General features: G+C 52.7%; 15 protein-coding genes. All 15 read right to left on the reverse strand.

All coding sequences use genetic code 11. From position 1 onward, the window contains the following. Positions 1-3: 3 nt before the first annotated feature. Entirely contained in the window at positions 4-1,194 is a 1,191-nt protein-coding gene (locus tag ACO05Z_RS00630; protein ID WP_421899331.1) for a two-component system sensor histidine kinase NtrB, read from the reverse strand. After that, the gene (locus ACO05Z_RS00635; RefSeq protein WP_421899333.1) at positions 1,194-2,336 is read right to left on the reverse strand and encodes an iron-containing alcohol dehydrogenase; all 1,143 of its coding nucleotides are present in this window, start codon (positions 2,334-2,336) and stop codon (positions 1,194-1,196) included. The genes ACO05Z_RS00630 and ACO05Z_RS00635 overlap by 1 nt, the downstream gene beginning before the upstream one ends. A 100-nt stretch (positions 2,337-2,436) precedes the next feature. Then, positions 2,437-3,054 carry a histidine phosphatase family protein gene (locus ACO05Z_RS00640; RefSeq protein ID WP_421899335.1) on the reverse strand — a complete coding sequence of 206 codons (618 nt, stop codon included), beginning with the start codon at positions 3,052-3,054 and terminating at the stop codon, positions 2,437-2,439. Next, entirely contained in the window at positions 3,051-4,187 is a 1,137-nt protein-coding gene (locus ACO05Z_RS00645; protein WP_421899337.1) for a DVU_1551 family NTP transferase, read from the reverse strand. The genes ACO05Z_RS00640 and ACO05Z_RS00645 overlap by 4 nt, the downstream gene beginning before the upstream one ends. A 2-nt stretch (positions 4,188-4,189) precedes the next feature. Then, positions 4,190-5,227 (reverse strand): XdhC family aldehyde oxidoreductase maturation factor, encoded by a 1,038-nt coding sequence (locus ACO05Z_RS00650; protein WP_421899339.1) that lies wholly within the window; start codon positions 5,225-5,227, stop codon positions 4,190-4,192. After that, entirely contained in the window at positions 5,224-6,558 is a 1,335-nt protein-coding gene (locus ACO05Z_RS00655) for a DVU_1553 family AMP-dependent CoA ligase (RefSeq protein WP_421899341.1), read from the reverse strand. The genes ACO05Z_RS00650 and ACO05Z_RS00655 overlap by 4 nt, the downstream gene beginning before the upstream one ends. Further along, entirely contained in the window at positions 6,551-7,900 is a 1,350-nt protein-coding gene (trsS, locus tag ACO05Z_RS00660; protein ID WP_421904147.1) for a radical SAM (seleno)protein TrsS, read from the reverse strand. The genes ACO05Z_RS00655 and trsS overlap by 8 nt, the downstream gene beginning before the upstream one ends. Next, positions 7,890-8,354 carry a DVU_1555 family C-GCAxxG-C-C protein gene (locus ACO05Z_RS00665; protein ID WP_421899343.1) on the reverse strand — a complete coding sequence of 155 codons (465 nt, stop codon included), beginning with the start codon at positions 8,352-8,354 and terminating at the stop codon, positions 7,890-7,892. Before ACO05Z_RS00665 ends, trsS begins: the two co-directional genes overlap by 11 nt. Before the next feature lie 136 nt (positions 8,355-8,490). Then, positions 8,491-9,141, reverse strand: a complete 651-nt coding sequence (gene trsM / locus ACO05Z_RS00670) for a DVU_1556 family methyltransferase (RefSeq protein ID WP_421899345.1) — start codon at positions 9,139-9,141, stop codon at positions 8,491-8,493. Continuing rightward, positions 9,141-9,356 (reverse strand): DVU_1557 family redox protein, encoded by a 216-nt coding sequence (locus ACO05Z_RS00675; RefSeq protein WP_421899347.1) that lies wholly within the window; start codon positions 9,354-9,356, stop codon positions 9,141-9,143. The genes trsM and ACO05Z_RS00675 overlap by 1 nt, the downstream gene beginning before the upstream one ends. Then, positions 9,353-11,632, reverse strand: coding sequence for a pyridine nucleotide-disulfide oxidoreductase/dicluster-binding protein (locus ACO05Z_RS00680; protein ID WP_421899349.1), 2,280 nt, complete (start codon positions 11,630-11,632; stop codon positions 9,353-9,355). Before ACO05Z_RS00680 ends, ACO05Z_RS00675 begins: the two co-directional genes overlap by 4 nt. 157 nt (positions 11,633-11,789) lie before the next feature. After that, positions 11,790-14,513, reverse strand: coding sequence for a molybdopterin-dependent aldehyde oxidoreductase (locus ACO05Z_RS00685; RefSeq protein ID WP_421899351.1), 2,724 nt, complete (start codon positions 14,511-14,513; stop codon positions 11,790-11,792). 66 nt (positions 14,514-14,579) lie between these two features. After that, positions 14,580-15,599 (reverse strand): molybdopterin-binding protein, encoded by a 1,020-nt coding sequence (locus tag ACO05Z_RS00690; protein WP_421899353.1) that lies wholly within the window; start codon positions 15,597-15,599, stop codon positions 14,580-14,582. A gap of 660 nt (positions 15,600-16,259) precedes the next feature. Beyond that, positions 16,260-16,991 (reverse strand): Rossmann-like domain-containing protein, encoded by a 732-nt coding sequence (locus ACO05Z_RS00695; RefSeq protein WP_421899355.1) that lies wholly within the window; start codon positions 16,989-16,991, stop codon positions 16,260-16,262. A gap of 12 nt (positions 16,992-17,003) precedes the next feature. Then, entirely contained in the window at positions 17,004-17,678 is a 675-nt protein-coding gene (locus ACO05Z_RS00700) for a molybdate ABC transporter permease subunit (protein ID WP_421899357.1), read from the reverse strand.

A 17,678-nucleotide genomic window follows, 5' to 3' on the forward strand; every position in this document is an offset into this window, starting at 1 on the left:
ATTCTAATCTCGCTGCAGGGGGAAGAGTACTGTAAAGCTGGACCCTTTGCCCACTTCACTGTCTACTATGATTTCGCCGTTGTGTTCGCGTACGATGTTGTAACAAGTGGATAGGCCTATGCCGATTCCCTTGCCCACTTGTTTAGTGGTGAAGAAGGGTTCGAAGAGCATTCCCCGGTTTTCTTCAGGGATGCCGCAGCCGGAGTCGCTGACCCGTACTCCCACGTGTTCGTTTTCAATGAAAGTTTCAATGCTGATTTTGCCGTTATGCTCAATGGCATCAACTGCATTGGTCAGCAGGTTGAGGATGACCTGTTTAAGCTGGGCCTCGTTGCCTAAAATGGATTGCATAGGCGAAGCCAGTTTCACTTCAAGTTCTACCTGTTGGTAGCGGCGGAACTGGTGGTCAAGTAAGCGCAGGGTGTCTTCAGCCACCTGATTCAGATCCACGGGGATGAACTCCGAGGCCACCGGGCGGCTGAAGGAAAGCAGGGTCTTGACGATGTCCTGACAGCGCAGACACTCTTTAAGGATAGTGTTGGTGTAGTCGTAAAGATCTTCAGCCAGTTCATCGGGAATCTTGTCATCCAGCCGGGTCAGCCTGCGCTGGATGCCCTCGGCAAATCCGGCCACAGCGGCCATGGGGTTGTTAATCTCATGGGCCACTCCGGCGGCTAAAACCCCGATGGTAGCCATCTTTTCGGCCTGATAGAACTTGGCCTGATATTCCTTCTCCATGGTCACATCGCGCTTAAAGATCAGTATGCGGTCTTCCTCAGTTCCGGGAGTCTTCAGCGGAGAGGCCACCATGTCGAATTGCAGGTTCTTACCGTCAATGCGGAAGATAGCGGTATCTTTGCAGACCGAGTTGGTGGAAAGGGATTTGAAAGCCGGGCATTCCGGGCAAGGGTGGTTACTTTCCCTGAACAGGGTGTAGCATTTCTTGCCAATGGGATTGAGGCCGGGGAAAAGTTTTTCAAAAATACGGTTAACGGAGATGATGGTCAGGTCTTCGGAAAGGACCATCATCACATCGGTTATACCGTCGAGGATGGCAGCTATCTCGCAACGCTGATCCTCGGATTCGCGGTTGATTTCCTTCAGCTCCTTGATGTTTTTTTGGAGTTCTTGAAAGAAGTTCAGTTTGTGATGCTCAATGCCTATCAGGTCGTGCAGTGCTGTCTTGTTGCCCATTACCAAGCCTCCGCACATATGGACATGAGTTCTTCACAGTCAGCTTCCCTCGGGTTGGTTACTGTGCAGGCATCTCTGGCCGCAAGGCGGCAGATTTCTTCCATCTGGTCATTATCCGGGACAATGTCGCGTAAGCGCATGGGGATTCCCAGCTCTTCGAACATGGATTGCAGTATTGCGCTCAGGTCCCGCTTCTTTTGTTTCATTGGAGCCGGACAGCTGTCGTTGATAGTCCGGGCAATGGTCTCCATTTTTCTTTCAGCGCAATGCTTGTTGAAGCGGACCACTGAAGGAAGCAGGATGGGCAAAGTTAAACCGTGAGTCACATCGTAGCGTCCGCCAAGGGAATGAGCCAATGAATGACCGACTCCAAGTCCGGCATTGCTGAAGGACATGCCGGCGGCGGTGCTGGCAATGGAGAGGTTCTTCAATGCTTCAGAGTCCTTGGAATTGGCTGCGGTTTTAATATTTCCGGCAATGAGCTTGATGGCTGTCAGGGCCTGCGATTCAGTGAAGGGCGAAGCCAGCCGGGAAACATAGGATTCAATAGCGTGGGCCAAGGCATCTACAGCTGAGGCGAGGATAAGTTCCCGGGGTTTGGTCACCAGCAGGTCGGGGTCGATAATGGAAATATTCGGTACCAGCGAGCGGCTGATGATGGCCATCTTCACCTTACGTTTTTTATCGGTGATGATGGCGTATTGCGAAACATCGGAACCGCTTCCGGCGGTGGTGGGTATGAGGATCATGGGCGGCAGGGGCCGGATGATGCGGTTGGCTCCCTCATAGTCGTGAATTTCCCCGCCGTTGCTGACGATGGTGGCAATGCCCTTGGAGGCGTCAATGGGGCTGCCCCCGCCCAGACCGATGATGACATCAGCTTTGTGGTCGCGGTAGAGCTGCGCTCCCTGCTGAATCTGGCAGGCTCTAGGGTTGGCAGTCAGGCCGTCGAAATATACGCAGTCCAGATTGGCGGCTTTAAGAAGATTAATGATGATTCTTACCCAGCCGGATTCTTCCAACCCTTTATCACTGACTAACAGGACTCGCTTGGCTCCCAGTCTCTGGGCACATGAAGCCAGATAGGTGATGCTGCCGTTTCCAAAAATGACTTCCGGTATGGCGAATTTGGTTACCTGCATATATTTCCTTTACTTAAAATTATGTCTATCTTCATATAATTATTGCATTATTTCATTGTCCGCCTGCGTGGGAAATAAGTCAAGGACCGTGTAATCAACCTTAATCCGGCATCAGAACTTTCAGGTGTTCACCTAATCCCGGGTTAGGGGGGAGGTTGTATGCCTGCATACTGAATCCGTTTTTCTTTTTGGAAATAACTGTCGCATGGCAATAGTCCGGTTTCATCCTGAATATATTGTCCAGCGGAAAGCCCAGCACAATGTGGAGAATAGTCCTGATCACCCCGGCATGGGTCACCGCTATGACCGGACTTTCATCAAGCTGGTTCAGGAAAGAGCTGACCCGTTCTTTGACGTCTGTAAAATTCTCTCCTCCCGGCGGGCGAAAACCTGCAATGTCTTCGCCACGTTGCTTATAATCCCATGGATAGAACTTCTTGAGTTCAGCAAAGTCCAGACCATCCCATTCTCCGAGGTTGATCTCTTTGATTTCAGGAACATGAATCGCTTCAAGAGAACATTGCTTCTCAATAAGTGATGCGGTTTGCCTTGTTCTGGTCAGGGGACTGCAATAGATACGCCGTGGTTGGAAGGTGCCCAAGGAATCAGTCAGTTGCGCGGCCTGCTTAAGTCCATTTTCAGAAAGAGGCAGGTCAATTTGACCCACAGCACGTCCTTTGGCGCCTTCAATTTCTCCGTGGCGGATGAGCACAATCATACAAGTTCCTTGGCCATCAGCGAGGGCAGGTGCTGAGGGACGCTGATTCCCGCTTCCTGTTCATATCTCTGGAGCAGGTCTTTGGCTCGTGAGAGCCTGCCGGTAATGGCGGCCACAGCTTCGGGGTCGTCCTTCCAGCGTTGCAGGGTTTTTCCATAACGCTGATCAAGGGATACCGGGGTGGTCCCTTGGAAAAGTTTGTCGGCCAGAAAGACTATCTCCTGTTCGGTCAGCGGGGAATCGGGTTTGATGTCCGTATCCCGGTGGGCAGCAACAATGTCGGCAATGCCGGAAAATCCATACCCCGCTAGGATGGCCGCGCCTGCGGCTTCGTGGTTGCGCTTGAGCTTGGCAACGTCGTGCATCAGTGCTGCGCATTTAACCACATTGAGGTCCAGAATTTTCTGATGGCTGCGGGTTTTGTTCAGGGCTTCAGCCATGAGACAGGCAGCTTCAGCCACGGTCTTACAGTGTTCCCGGGTCTGGTGCGGAGTGTCGGCCAGTTCCCAGAGGGCTTCGCATTCTTCTGGCAGAGGTATGCGCCGGCGCGAGATAGTCCGGGCCTGTTCATAATCTTCGGGAGTATCCAGATCGCGCAGGATGCCGAGGTCCGGCATGTTAAGTTCCCGGGCATTGCTGTCGTGCCTTTCAAGGACAGAACGCAATCCTCCGCTGCCGTCATGTGCCAGTATCTCGGGGATAAGTTTGGCACTGATCAGCGGAGGGTGTCCGCGTTCGTCACGGAAACAGGGATAAATTATGTCTGCTGGTTCCGATGAATAGTCAAAGGTCAAAGCCCTGATGGTCGATGAACGCACTAGTGGGATATCCACCGGAAGGACCAGGAAAGCGGAAGTGTCTTCCGGTAGCCCTTGCACCCCGGCTTTTACTGATGAAAACATGCCCTGTTCGTAATCAGGGTTGTAAATCTCATGCATGCCGAGCACCTTTGCCTCGGCTCCGACCTGATCCGCTTTGTGTCCGGTGACCACAAAGACATCGGAAGCACCGCCATTGATCAATGATCGGATGCAACGGGACAGCACAGTGCAGCCGTCCAGCGGCAGCAGTGCTTTCAGCTTACCCATGCGCGACGAAAAGCCCGCCGCCAGAATCAGTCCGTAAATTTTCATGCTCAACCCCCGGCACGTTTCTGGATCAGTTCTCCTACAATTGATACCGCGATTTCCTCAGGTGTCTGGGCTCCGATCGAAAGACCGATGGGGCAGTAGCAACGGTCTATTTCTTCCTGCGCGACTCCCTCATCACGCAGGGCATCGTATATGGCGTTGCGTTTTTTGGAACTGCCGATCATGCCCACGTAGCGGGCCGGGGTGGCAAGGGCCTGCCCCAGCACGGTTTTGTCGTGTAAATGTCCTCTGGTAACAATGATGATGTATGAATTGTCGTTTACTTCCAGTCCGGCAAAGCAATCTTTGAAATCCGGTAGGACATGGATTTCTGCTGCTTGCGGAAATCTTCCCTCGTTAGCAAAATCAGCCCGGTCATCAAGGACCACAGTACGGAAATTAACTGCCGAAGCCAGTTCTGCTGTGGGCCGGGAAACATGTCCCGCTCCGAAAATATAGAGATCCGGCTGAGGAATAAAGGCTTCTGTGGTCAGCAATGCATCTCCAAAATTTTCCATTACCGGAGTTCCGGATTTGAGGGCGGCTTCAAGCTGTCTGGTTGCCTCTTTTTCTTCTGCAAACTGAAGTTCCGGCAGTTGGCAGCAGGGTCGCACAGCTTGTCTTTCCTTAATAGAACCATCCTCGGAGACGGTGAAGAGCACAGCGTGTTTGCCGGTGCGCAAAGCTTCATTCACAGCGGAGAAAACAGCAATGGTATCTTCCTCGGAAGGAAGATGTTCAAGCATTACCTCCACATGTCCACCGCAAATCATGTCTGCATTGGCTGCCAGTTCATTGGAGAGATCGAACTCACGGAAAGCCACCGTGTTTGCTGGTTCGCTAAATATTTTTGCGGCTTCTTTCTGGACCAGAGCTTCCACCAGTCCGCCACCGATGGTTCCGTCAATAGAGCCGTCGCGCATGACGACCATTTTACTGCCCGAAGAACGGGGAGTAGAGCCGGAGCTTTTTACAATGGAAGCCAGAATGAGGTCGTTGCCGGATTCGAGCTGGGCACAGAGATTGGAAATGAGTTTTTTCATAGGTTACCGGCCTTTGTCGGATTGACAGTTATGGCTCGCTTGCCGAAACCTGAATTGATGGTTCCGTCCTGATTAGCAAGTCTGGTTGAGATTTTCAAATTGTGGTTGGCGCAAGCCTGATGGATTTTCGGATAGGACATAAGCAGTTGCTTTATCTCCGGGCTGGGCTTTGCTCCGGGCAGAACATCCAGTTTGAAGGACAAGGCCAGTTCTTCGGTTTGGTATTCAACGGTGAAGTCGAGAAGATCCTTGTGGGAGAGGATTATATTATTCAGTTCGCCCAAGTCCAGCCTGTTCCCTCCGGGCAGGACTATGCCGCCATCAAGTCTGCCTTCAACCGCTCCCAGTCTGCGCAGGGGCAGGCCGCAGGAACATTCATCGGGCATGATGCAGCCCACATCCCCGGTGCGGTAGCGGATCAGGGGCATTGCCCGTCGCGAAAGGGTGCTGATGACGATTTCGCCTTTGTGTCCGTCGGGAACCTGTTTTCCTGTGGCCGGGTTGATGATTTCCACAAAGAAGTCCGGTTCGCGTAAATGCATTCCAGAACCGCCATGGCAATCTACACCTCCGCCAAGACAGGTCTCAGTCATGCCCCAGTGGGAGAACACTTCGCAGCCGAAGACCCGGGATATGGTTTGCATACTGGTCTGGGGCAGTACATCCCAGCAGAGCAGCACCGAGCGGACGTGGTTGATGACGATTCCCTTGCTTTCCAGCATGCGGGCCAAGGCATGGATTTGGATGGCCGGGCCTAGGATGCAGCTGGCGTGGGTATCTAGCAACAGGTTAAGCAGGGTGCTGATATAGGACGGGTTGACCGGAAGCACGGTTTCTCCGCCCAGCAATGAAATGGATTCCGCAAAAAGTGAACCGACCCCGCCGGGACGGGAATCGGGCAGGATTGCCAGAATGGTTTCTCCTTCCCCCAGCATGGAAGACATGCCGTACTGGAAAAATTCAATGGTCCGCTCAAGGTCCCCGGCAGTAAAAAAGAATCGTTTAGGAGGACCGCTGGAACCGGAGCTGGCTAAAGTGACTGCTCTGGCAACTTCATCCTGCGAGACGCAGAGAAAGTTTTCAGGACCGCTACGCAGGTCATCGGCTGTGGTGAAGGGGATTTTTTCAAGGTCCGCAGGGAAGTGTACGGCCCCGGTTTGAACACCGGCCAGCCGCTCATGGTAGAAGGGACAGTTTCTTACAGCTTGAAACATTGTCTGACGCAATGACGCGAACTGCCAGTCCTGCAGTTCGCGCACAGATACAGGTTGCATATCGGGGGTACGGCCCATGCGCAGATTGAGCCATTTACCGAGCGGGCGTTCAGTCATCAATCATCCTCCTGTATAAGGTGGAGCCGTCCATGGCGGTCAGATTGTAGGCGCAAAAAGGAATAAGCCTGCCGTCGGGATCGGCCACATGGATACAACACCCTTTTAGGCGGTCAAGGTCAAGTGTCCATGCGTCCTGAAATGCCATTCCCGATATGGCGAGGATGTGGGTTTTGGCCCGGTTTAAAAAGCGGTCAAGGTCGTCCTGCGGTGCCGTGCGCTCGCAGCCGGCCTCTGGTGCGGCCCATTGGCGGCGAACAAAAGCCTTTGATTTATCCGCTCCTTCTGAGGCCGGCTTCGGAGTACAGCAGCCTTCTTTTTTGGCGGAAAGTTTTTTCAGGCTGCCGTCTTCCATAACCAGATAGTTGGCGTGGAAGGAACACAGGGAATGCTCACAGCCCGGAGGCATAAAATCGTCCCGGTGGACCAGATGGTCGCTCTGTTCTTCAAGGGCGGTCATGATTTCCGGCAGGGTGATACGCATGTTATCTGAAGGCGGGGCGGGATAGCGTCCGAAATAACTGACCGGCTGGAAATGCACCCCGCGCACGCCCGGGGCATATGAAACAGCCAGCTTCAGGATTTCTCCGATGTCATCGTCGTTCACGCCGGGAACAACAGTAGGCACCAGTACTACCCCGATCCCCGCCGCAGTGAGGTTCTCAATTGCTTTTATCTTTTCTTCGAGCAGGTTGCGGCCCCGGATGGTTTTGTAAATACGATCACAGGTTCCGTCGAACTGCAGAAATGCGGAATCCACTCCTCCTGCGGCCCAGCGTTTTGCCAGTCCGGGTTCGCGGGCCACGCGCACTCCATTGGTATTGACCTGCACAAATGGAAATTCGTGTTTTTTGGCCAGTTCGGCAATGCGAGGCAGGTCGTCGCGCACAGCGGGCTCGCCGCCGGAAAGTTGCAGGTTGCAAGGCCCGGCTGTTTTGCGGACTTTTTCCAGCAGGCTATCAAGCTCAGGAATCGTGGGGTCGGCCGGGACTTTCTGCCCTGCCGAAGCAAAGCAGACCTTGCATTTCAAGTCACAACGCCAGGTGATTTCCACCAGTGTGGTGCAGGTATGCTGGTTGTGATCCGGGCAAAGGCCGCAGTCAAAAGGACAACCCTTGCTCTCAGCTGTATCCATCACCGGGGGAGTGGAGGGAATTTTAGGCCGTGACCAGCCGGAAATTGCAGGTTCACCACGCCAGAAAGGGGTGCTGAATTTACCATGTTCCGGGCACTCTTTTACAATGCGGCTTTCACCGTTTTCAGTAACCCTGCGGGCAGAAATTTTTCTTAAACAAACCGGACAAAGTGATTCGGTCTCGGTAACATCAAAACTAATATCCATCAGCTTCATCCCTTCCCATTGCCGGGTCATAACCGTTTTCCAACAGAATATTTACCAGCTGTGCATAAGCTTCACCGAGGAGTACTCCGCAGCGGTCCGCTCTCGGTGCGCCGCATTCGCCGTCCAGAATGTCGCTACAGTTTATACCGCCGAATTCAGTAGTTGTTCTTTCCTTGAACCATTCCCTGAAACTTTCCACCAGCAGGGGATAATTATCTTCGGCTGTTTCAATGTCAGTGCCTTTGCCTGCGTAAAGACCCAGCGCACAAAGTCCGCCGCTGAGTATCCCGCAGGTTCCGGCACAGTCACCCATGCCCATGCACAGTCCCTGTGCTGCGCGCACAAGGTCAGAATTCTCCTGCTGCAGATTATCAAGGCAGAGGATGATCATTATCTGGGCGCAACAGTAACCCGCGCCATTTAGCTGCATTATTCTAAGGTCTATGTCGGTCATTTAGATGCCTCCGGCGGCCTTGCCGGGATTCTTAAAACCTTTTTACCAAAAGGGTTTAAGAATCCCAAAAACTTTTATTAGGGCTTCGCCTTTGTGTGCTTAAATTTATAAGGTGATTTTAGAACGTTTGTTCATCTCAAAACTCAGCAATCATAAGCATATACCCCGGTCGGTCACAGCAATTCTGCCCGCGGGAAGGGATTTTTTCCCCAGCGAAGACCAGCTTGGCGGCTAATTCTACCAATAGTCGGGAATAGTCTTCGATGGTGGTTATATGCATACCGTTTTCTTTTAAAATTTGTTCTATGCGTTTCAGATAGAGCGGCGAACTGGCACATGATCCGTCAGGGCATTGAAACTGCCCATTTTTCCTTTGATAGAGATCACTGATGATAAGTTTGCCACCCTTTGTGAGCACCCGCTTAAATTCACTGATGGTCTGCTCCTTGTCAGGCATAAGTGAGAGCACACATTCGCAGAAGATTGCGTCGAAACTGGAATCGGCAAAGGGCAATTCTGAGCCGTCCGCACGGGTCAGGAGCAGATCTGCCGGGGCATCAGCAAGTTGGCGCGGGGAATAGTCCATGCCGCAGGCCTTGAAACCATGCTTGGTGCGCAGATGGTTGACTGTTGCACCAAGACCGCAGCCGACATCCAGTACCCTTGAGTTTACAGGTAATCCGGTCAGCGTAATGGCCCGGTCTGTAAGGGAGAATCCTCCGGGGCGCAGGGTGTTGCCGGCGGTATCGCGGAGTATGGATTTTTCCCAGAGCGGGGTCCCGGTCATTACTTATCCTCCAGCATCCGCTCCACTTCGGCCATCTTGCCCAGAGCCAGTTCTTCAGGGATGAGCACGAATCCGCAATCCGGACAGGCTGGCAATTCAACATTGAACCTGCTGTCCAGATATTCAAGCTCCACAGGGGATGGATTCAGGTTGTGACCGCATGTTGCGCATTTCCACGAGGAAAAATCTTCATCCAGAACTTTCAGAGTACTCATGAGTTGCCTCCTACCCCCAGCACTCGCATGCGGTGGGACCAGACCCGGTGGACCAGATAAGTATTGTCTTTCATTTCGTATTCCACCCAGTAGGTTACTGTAACTGGCCGGAACTGTACCAGTTTATGCCCGCTTTCAGTGTTTTCCAGTACTTGCGCCGAATCCTGCACCGCATGCAGGGTTTTCTGCACGTCGGATAAGAGAATGCGTCGTTCTTCCATCATGCCTTGAGCTTCTGCGGTGAACTCCACGGCTACGGATTCATAGTCGTTGCGTGGTTCGGGCTGCTCGTTCCATGTTTCGCGCAGCAGGTTTTCTTTTAAGCGGACCCTGTTTTCACGTCGTTGAGAGTAACCGGGGGCGATACGTCCGGCCGGGTCGTCGTAACCATCGGGAAAGATGATATCGAGAATGTGCTGGCAGCGTTTACCGGTCTTGGCGAGCATGTCCCGGCACATGGCACAGTAGGTCACACCGTCATGATCCAGCTTTTCTGCCCTGCGCTCAGCAGCTTTGCGGGAAAGCGGTTCATTGGCATTGGCCAGCAGCCCGCCGAAGCCGCAGCATTCAGTGAATTGGCCGGAAAGTTCCGGTTCTTCGAAAGTTATATCCAACCCGCTAAGCAGCAAACGCACATCGTTCATTAATTCGTGATTGTTGCGGGCGGTACAGGGGTCCTGCAATGAAAGGAGTTTTGCTTCCGGGTGTTGTTTAAGCTGATCAACTTCCGAACTTAAGACCGACCAGAGCGAAGTTAGATCCGCTTCTGGTAATCCTTTATGCAGGCTTTCCATACAGGATGGACAGGCGGCGATAATCTGCGGACGTCCAAGTGATTCCCAGTCCCGTTTCAGGGATTCCATTTTGCGCTCGAACATATCTTTCTGTCCGGCCCAGTCCGCAGGCGCGCCGCAGCAGCGGAGCATGAGTCCTGTTCCGCCGTCTAAAACGGAACAAAGATGTTTGTATGTCCGATCAATGGAATCAGGATCGGAGGCACTCAGCTGACATCCGGGGAAGAATATTTGCTTACTTTGATCGGTTCCCGGCTGATGTTTGACCAGCGCACAGGTTGAGGAATCAGCAAAATCCATATCGCGGAAAGCAAATTCATGGGCCGAGGGCGGCATGTGTCCTTTTTCTACCAAGTCCTGCCGGGCTTCAAGGACGATGTCCTGCATGGCGAAATTTTCAGGACAGACTTTCTCACACAGCCCGCAGAGCATACAGGAATTGATCATGGTGTTGGCCATGCGGGTTCCCATGACAATGGAGGCGTTGTTGTAAATCTGGCGGGCGTAAGCCTTGGGATAGCTCTTGAATTCCTCCAGATAAGCACAGTTATTCACGCACTCCATGCACTCACAAAGCATACACCGGGAAGCTTCTTCGCGGGCTTGTTCCGAAGAATACCCTTCTTCTGGGACAGCAACCGGATTAACTGTTTTGACCTTGCTGATATTGGTGAACAGCCGGGTTTCAAACGGGGCTTCACGGTCCCGCCCAGCAGTCAGCGATGCCTTCTGAAGTTTGCGCTCAATGGAAAGCGCTCCTTTGCGGCCAAGGGCAATAAGTTCAATTGCTGATTTGTTGCTTACATCCGGTGATGCAAACAGGAAATCAATGCTGGTCTGCAAAGTGGCCAGGTCCACTTCACTCAGTCCAAGTTGCGTACTGTTATACACAAGGGGATCGACAAAAACAGCTTCGAAACTTTCGCAGGCGGCCATAATTGTTTGCGGGTCTGGTTTGCCGTGTTCCGCAAAGGAAACATTCATTTTGCCGAGCTGGGCCATTTCTTTCTCAATGACTTCATTGCTGACCCGGTCCGCAGGGAGATTATCGAAACCCTGCAGCTTGTCTTCGCAGAAAACAATGACGGTGAATCCTTTTTTGCCGAGGTCCCAAGCTGCGGTCAGCCCGGAAAGTTGGGCTCCAAAAACGGCAATATTTTTGCCTTTAGGGGGTAGGGCCCGGATCATGGGGGAACGTTTGGCATTCTCGGCGGCAAATCGCTCCAATGCAGCCAGTTCGATGCCGCCGCCCTTCTGGGCGCGCAGACAGTCGTTTTGACAGTCTCCGTCACATATACGGGCAGTAATCGATGGAAAGGGCATGGTTTTGCATAAAACAGCCCAAGCCTTATCAATTTGTCCGGCTGCCATTAAACGGCAAAATTCCCGCCCATCCACATGCAGCGGACAGCGGGCCTTACATTTAGGCGGCTCTTCCTGAGTACACTTTGCTTCCCAGTCACGAAGGTTTTTCTGATCCATATCGGCGAAGCCCTATTAAAAGTTTTTGAAGAGTCCCAGAGAAACTTTTTTCAAAAAGTTTCTTTGGCCCTCGGAGAGGCCGTCGGCAGACCCGCCGGAGGCAAAAAGAAATCCGAAGTCGGGTATATATACCCGACTTCGGATTATATTCAATTAACTAGCCTTTCATGGCAGCGAGGACCTTCTCGGGGCGAGCCGGGAGGTGGGTTACGCGTGCGCCGCAGGCATTGTAGATAGCGTTGATAACAGAAGCGTGCGGGGTGGTCAGCGGAAGCTCACCAACACCGGAGGCTCCGTGGGGGCCGTCGGGACGCTCGGTTTCAACGTATACGAGTTCGATATCATCGGGGATCTGCTTGATGTAGGGGAAGCCTGCACCAACCATGGTTGCGTGCTTCTTGATGTCTTCGAAGTCCTCGGTAAGTGCGAGGCCGACACCCTGTGCAAGACCGCCGTACATCTGACCGTCAACAGCGAGTTTGTTGTTGATCTTACCGATGTCGGCAATGAGTTTCATCTTTTCTACCTGAACTTTACCGGTAGCGATTTCAACTTCTACGCCGGACATGAACAGGCCGTACATGTAGCAGGCAAAGGGGCTACCCTGACCGTTTTCGTCACAATCGGTAGCCGGAGCGGACCATTTGCCGTCGTAACGGAGCTCTTTACCGGCTGCGACCATTTCGTCATAGGTCATGTAGGAGTTGTCGGACTTGCGCATGGCGTCCATGAGCTTGCGGCAGGCATCGATGATGGCATTACCGATAACAACCTGTGAACGGGAACCACCTGCGGGACCGCCGTTGGGGCAGTTGCGGGTATCGTTCATCACCAGATGGATCTGTTCAGGTGCGAGTCCGAGGGGACGCAGGGTCTCGTGGGCAGTACCCAGACAACCGATGTCCGCACCCTGACCGTGGTCATGCCAGCAGTTGAAGAGAGTTACGGAACCGTCTTTGTTCAGCTCGATTGCGGATTCAGCGGTGTCAGGTCCGTCCAGACCGGAGCCGTAAATACCTACTGCGATACCTACCCCGCGTTTGAAACCTTCGGCAGCGTCTTCAGCAGCCCATTTCTTCATCTCTTCGTACTTAGGACGACCGGCGGTGAAGATGTCTTCCAGGCAGTAAACTTCGGGCTTACAACCGGTGGGGGTAGTGGTGCCCTGGCTTTCGCGGTAAACGTTCTTTTCACGCAGATCAAAGGGGTCCATGCCGATTTTTTCAGCCAGTTCGTCCATCATGACTTCGTAGCCGAATTCGGTTTCAGGTGCACCGTAGCCACGGAAGGCGGAACCCCATGCATGGTTGGTGCAGACGGTTTTACCGAGGCCGCGGATGTTTTCCAACTTGTAACCGGCGCCGATGAACTGGGCACCGCGCAGGGTCAGCAGGTCACCGAATTCGGAGTAGGGACCGTGGTCGCAGATCCAGTCGGTTTCCATACCGAGCAGTTCGCCGTCTTTGCTTGCAGCAAGGCGGATGTCGGTGAAGAAGGGGGAGCGTTTACCGGTGTACTGCTGCTGTTGTTCCCAAGTGTAGTTCAGGAATACAGGCTTGCCGGTTGCGAGGCAGGCTGCGCCGACCAGTGCTTCCATGGTGGGGGAGAACTTGTAACCGAAGGTACCGCCGGCGTAGTTCTGGACCATGATCAGGTTTTCCAGCTCGACACCGAGACCGGGAGCGATCATGGCTGCGTGCAGGTGCAGGCCGATGGACTTGGAGTGAATGTTGAGCTTGCCGTCATCATCGATGAAAGCGAAACCTACGTCCGGCTCGATGGGCATGTGCGGCTGGCGCTGTACATAGTAGGAACCTTCGAGAACAACGTCTGCTTTGTCCATGATCGGAGCGGTTTCTTCGCCCTTAACGATCTTCTGTTCAAAGTAAACGTTGGGGGTGCCGGGATGGATTTCCATGGCATCTTCAGCCATGGCGGAAGGAGCATCCATGTATTCGGGCAGCTGTTCCAGCTCTACTTTAACCAGCTTGGCTGCTTCTTTTGCGATTTTTTCGGAAGTCGCACAAACGATGGCGATAGCGTCTCCGTACTGGAAGACCTTTTCGTCGTTGAGGATGGGGCGATCCCAACCGTCACCTTTGTTGGTGGGGAAGGTGATCAGACCGGTGATGCGGTTTTTACCCTTGATGTCTTTGTAGGTAACGACTTTTTCAACGCCTTCCATGGCTTCAGCTGCGCTGGTGTCGATGGAAATAATGTTGGCGTGGGAAACTTCAGCCTGTACCAGTGCGCATTTGAGGGAACCTTCGGGCATTTTCAGGCCGAGGTCTGCACCGTATTCGAGAGTACCGGTAACTTTGGCAACTGCGGTGGGGCGGGGGTAGTTGGTACCCCAGATGCGCTGGTCTTCGGGCATTTTGAAGATCAGTTCTTCTTCGCTCATGTCGCCGCGCATAACTGCTGCTGCGTCCTGAACTGCGTCAACCAACGGTTTGTAACCGGTGCAGCGGCAGGCGTTGCGATGCTTCTGGAACCAATCGCGGATATCAGCGCGGGAAGGCTTGGGATTGGCGAGGAGCAGGGCGTAAGTGGAAACAACAAAACCGGGGGTACAGAAACCGCACTGTGCGCCACCATGGGCAATCCATGCGAGCTGGATGGGATGCAGCTTGTTGGGGGTACCGATACCTTCGGTAGTAATAACTTCGGTGAAATCTTCAACGCGTTTCATGGAAAGCTTACAGGTACGTTTGAGCTTGCCGTCGATGATGACGGAGCAGCTACCGCATTGTCCGGTTCCGCAACCGATCTTAACACTGAGCAGACCGAGTTTTTCACGCAGAACACTGGCGAGGGTATCATCATTGTCGCAAATGATGAATTTCTCTACGCCGTTAACTTTTAGAGTCCGTTTGAGCATGGGGAGAACCTCCTTGAATTACTGCTGTTTATTAGCAGGCGTCCGAAAAGGACGTCGAACTATCCTCTATTTACCGAAAGAACACAGCGGGTAGCGGCAGGTGTCGCAACCGGCACAGAAGCCGCCGTGGCCCAACTCGGCGATTTCCGCGCGGGTGGGACGTTCGCCAGCCACAATCCGCGGAACTATAAGGTCGAAAATGCTGGCCCGGTAGTACATGACACAGCCCGGCAGACCCACGATGGGCACACCGTTCAGATAGCCGAGCATAAACATTACTCCGGGAAAGGTTGGTGAGCCGTAGGTGACAATTTCAGCACCTGTGGCCCGGATGGATGCCGGGGTCTGGTCGTCGGGGTCGACGCTCATGCCGCCGGTGACCACCACCATTTGCGCTCCGTCATCAATTGCCTTGAGGATTGCGGTGCTGGTCATGTCGGGATCATCGCTGACAAAGGTCTGCCCGATGACTTCCGAATTGAGCTGGGAAAATTTCTTGCGGATCACCGGACCGAATTTATCCTTGATCCGGCCGTGGTAGACTTCGCTTCCGGTGGTGATCAGGCCCACCTTGAGATTGCGGAAAGGCTTCACGCTGACGATGGGACCGCAGTCGCGACAGATTTCTTCAACCTGTTCGATTTTGCTTTCATCAATGACCAGCGGCACAACGCGGGTTCCGGCCACTTCACGGGCTTCGGTGATCTGGATGCCGTTGTGCAGAGTGGCCAGCACAACCTCATCAATAGAGTTGATGCGGTTCAAGGCTTCCACGTTGATACAGAGCAAGCCCGGAGAAGCAGTCATGTTGATGCGGCCTTCAGATATGTCGGAAAGGGTAATGCCCGGTCCGGCAGCAGCCTTGGCAATACGTCTTGCGGCATCGTTTTCATGCAACTGGCCGTCTTCAAGGGTAAGGATGTATACGTGTTCCTTGCCGATTTCTAAAAGAACCGGAATATCTTCCGGGGTGATGATATGTCCTTTTTTAAAGGCAGGTCCTTTGAATTCGCCGGGAACGATGCGGGTCATATCTTGGCAGAGGACATTGCCGATAGCGTCTTGCACAGGAACAGTTTTCATCATGAGTTAAGGCTCCGGGTTGAAATAAATTTGATGGTAGCTGTCGCTTAATTTTCTGAGCGGTTTGATTCCGTTTTCCGTGTCCGAAAGTCTTTTTCGATATACCAAAAAAGACATAATTTCAGGTGCTGAGCTGCTAGAGCGACACTTTGAAAGAAACTCTATGAGCTTGGGATTTATATGTCCAAACGGATACAATAAGTCAAGGAACCCCAATATATTGGCGGTTTGGAATCGTTCCTTTTTGGACAAACTCGCACAGCCCTTGACTGGTAAGGGATGCTTGGGATGCACCTCAATTGAATGGAATCTACAGCAAAATTAGGTCCAAAATGATATAATTAATGAAAACGGGGGGTTGGTGAAATGATGATTTTTGAGACTGGATCAATATTTTTAAAAATATTTTTACAGAGTTTTGTTTCCTTGCTATGATTTAAGGTTTAATCTGTAAAAATGCGCATAAAAAGCTGGTCGTATAAGGAGTGTGTCATTTTGGGACAGTCGTAACAAGGCAATGTGTCAGAAGCTGACTGTGCAAAATGGAAACAGCGTTATGGTAGGCAGGGTGCAGGTTGTGCGATGTTGCAACGTTTTTGTGCATAATTGCAACTTGCCGGGATTATGGAATATTCTCCCGGCAAGTTTTTTTATTGCGTAAGATCAGGAACTTTGGCAGCAGAATCTTTGCCAGCCCATCATTTCCGCGGCTGCGGATACGGTGGTTCCAAAGAAAATGGTCGGTTTGTCCTCGCGTAGGAAGTTGCCGATGCTGTCGTTAACTATGGTTGACCCGGTGACAACCAGCAGGTTGACATCTTCGAGCACTTCAGCGGTGTTGTCCGGTCCTTCCACATTTATTCCACATTTGACCGTTCCGATATTGTCCGGGTCGAGATCTACGATACGCATTTCAAAGCGATTGGAAAGTTCTTTGATCATGGCCGGCTGGTAGCCGATGAGTCCCAGCTTGGGGTTACCGTATTTCTCAGCAATATAGTCCCCCAATTGCGGTGCGCACAGGGCCGGACCTTCGTCTTTACAATGGATCGTCCGTTCGGCCTTGCCGAGGCTGCATTGCACAGCATTGAGTGCGGAGACAAAGATAGCCCGACGGAAATTGTTACTCAGGTCCATTTCCGCGATTTCACGCAATGTGTTGCTGAAATTCCCGTAACGGTCGGTGAAGGCCTGCCCTTTGAATCCACGGAACTGCGCTTCCATGAGCTTTTCCTTGCCGCGTAACAGGGGAAAGTCGTCTCCTTCGGGATTGCCTATGGCTTCTTCGGTGGACAGGGTGCGGGCTTTTACCTCGATACTTTCATCCAGTATGCCCGCTGATTTCCATGCTTCATAAGCCCGTGACTGGATCTCTTTCAGAATTGATTCGTTCATTGTGGTTCCTTTTTATTCCGCGTCAGAAAATTTTTTCAGCGCGCTGAAGATGGTTATGGAAGCAATGCCGATGATGGATGAGAGGACAGCTGCCCGCTCAAACTCACCGTTAAAGACTGCATTGTATATTTCAAGGGAAAGGGTGTTGGTTCGCCCGATGACATTACCGCCGAGCATAAGGCTCATGCCTACTTCGCCAAGGGAGCGGGCCAGGGCCAGCAGTGTTCCGGCGGCAATGGACCGTTTGGCGCAGGGCAACAGTACTTTCAGGAATATTTCTGTCTCTGATTTGCCTAAGACTGCCGCAACTTCGCGCAATTTCCACGTTTCCGCTGACTTCAGGGCCGCTTGCACTGGTTTGACCAGCAGCGGCAGTCCGGCAATGAAGGCTGCTACCACCAGACCGGGAAAGCCGAAGATAATGGTGTCCCCGAAAAGTTCAGCAGCAGGTCCGTGTCTGCCCAGCAGGAACAGGAGTACAAACCCTGTTGCCACCGGGGGAAAGACCAGCGGCAGGGTTACGGCTGTGTCTATGAAATTGTGCAGTACCCCTTTGGACCGGGAAAGCCAGAAGGCCAGCGGAACGCCCACCAATAATTGCAACACACCTGCCACTCCCATGACTTTGGCGGAGAGGCCCAGCGGGTTGAGTGTTGCGCTGTCGGATAGGATTGCCGCAATGTCCAT

The organism is Maridesulfovibrio sp. (genome assembly GCF_965230075.1).
GTDB lineage: Bacteria > Desulfobacterota > Desulfovibrionia > Desulfovibrionales > Desulfovibrionaceae > Maridesulfovibrio.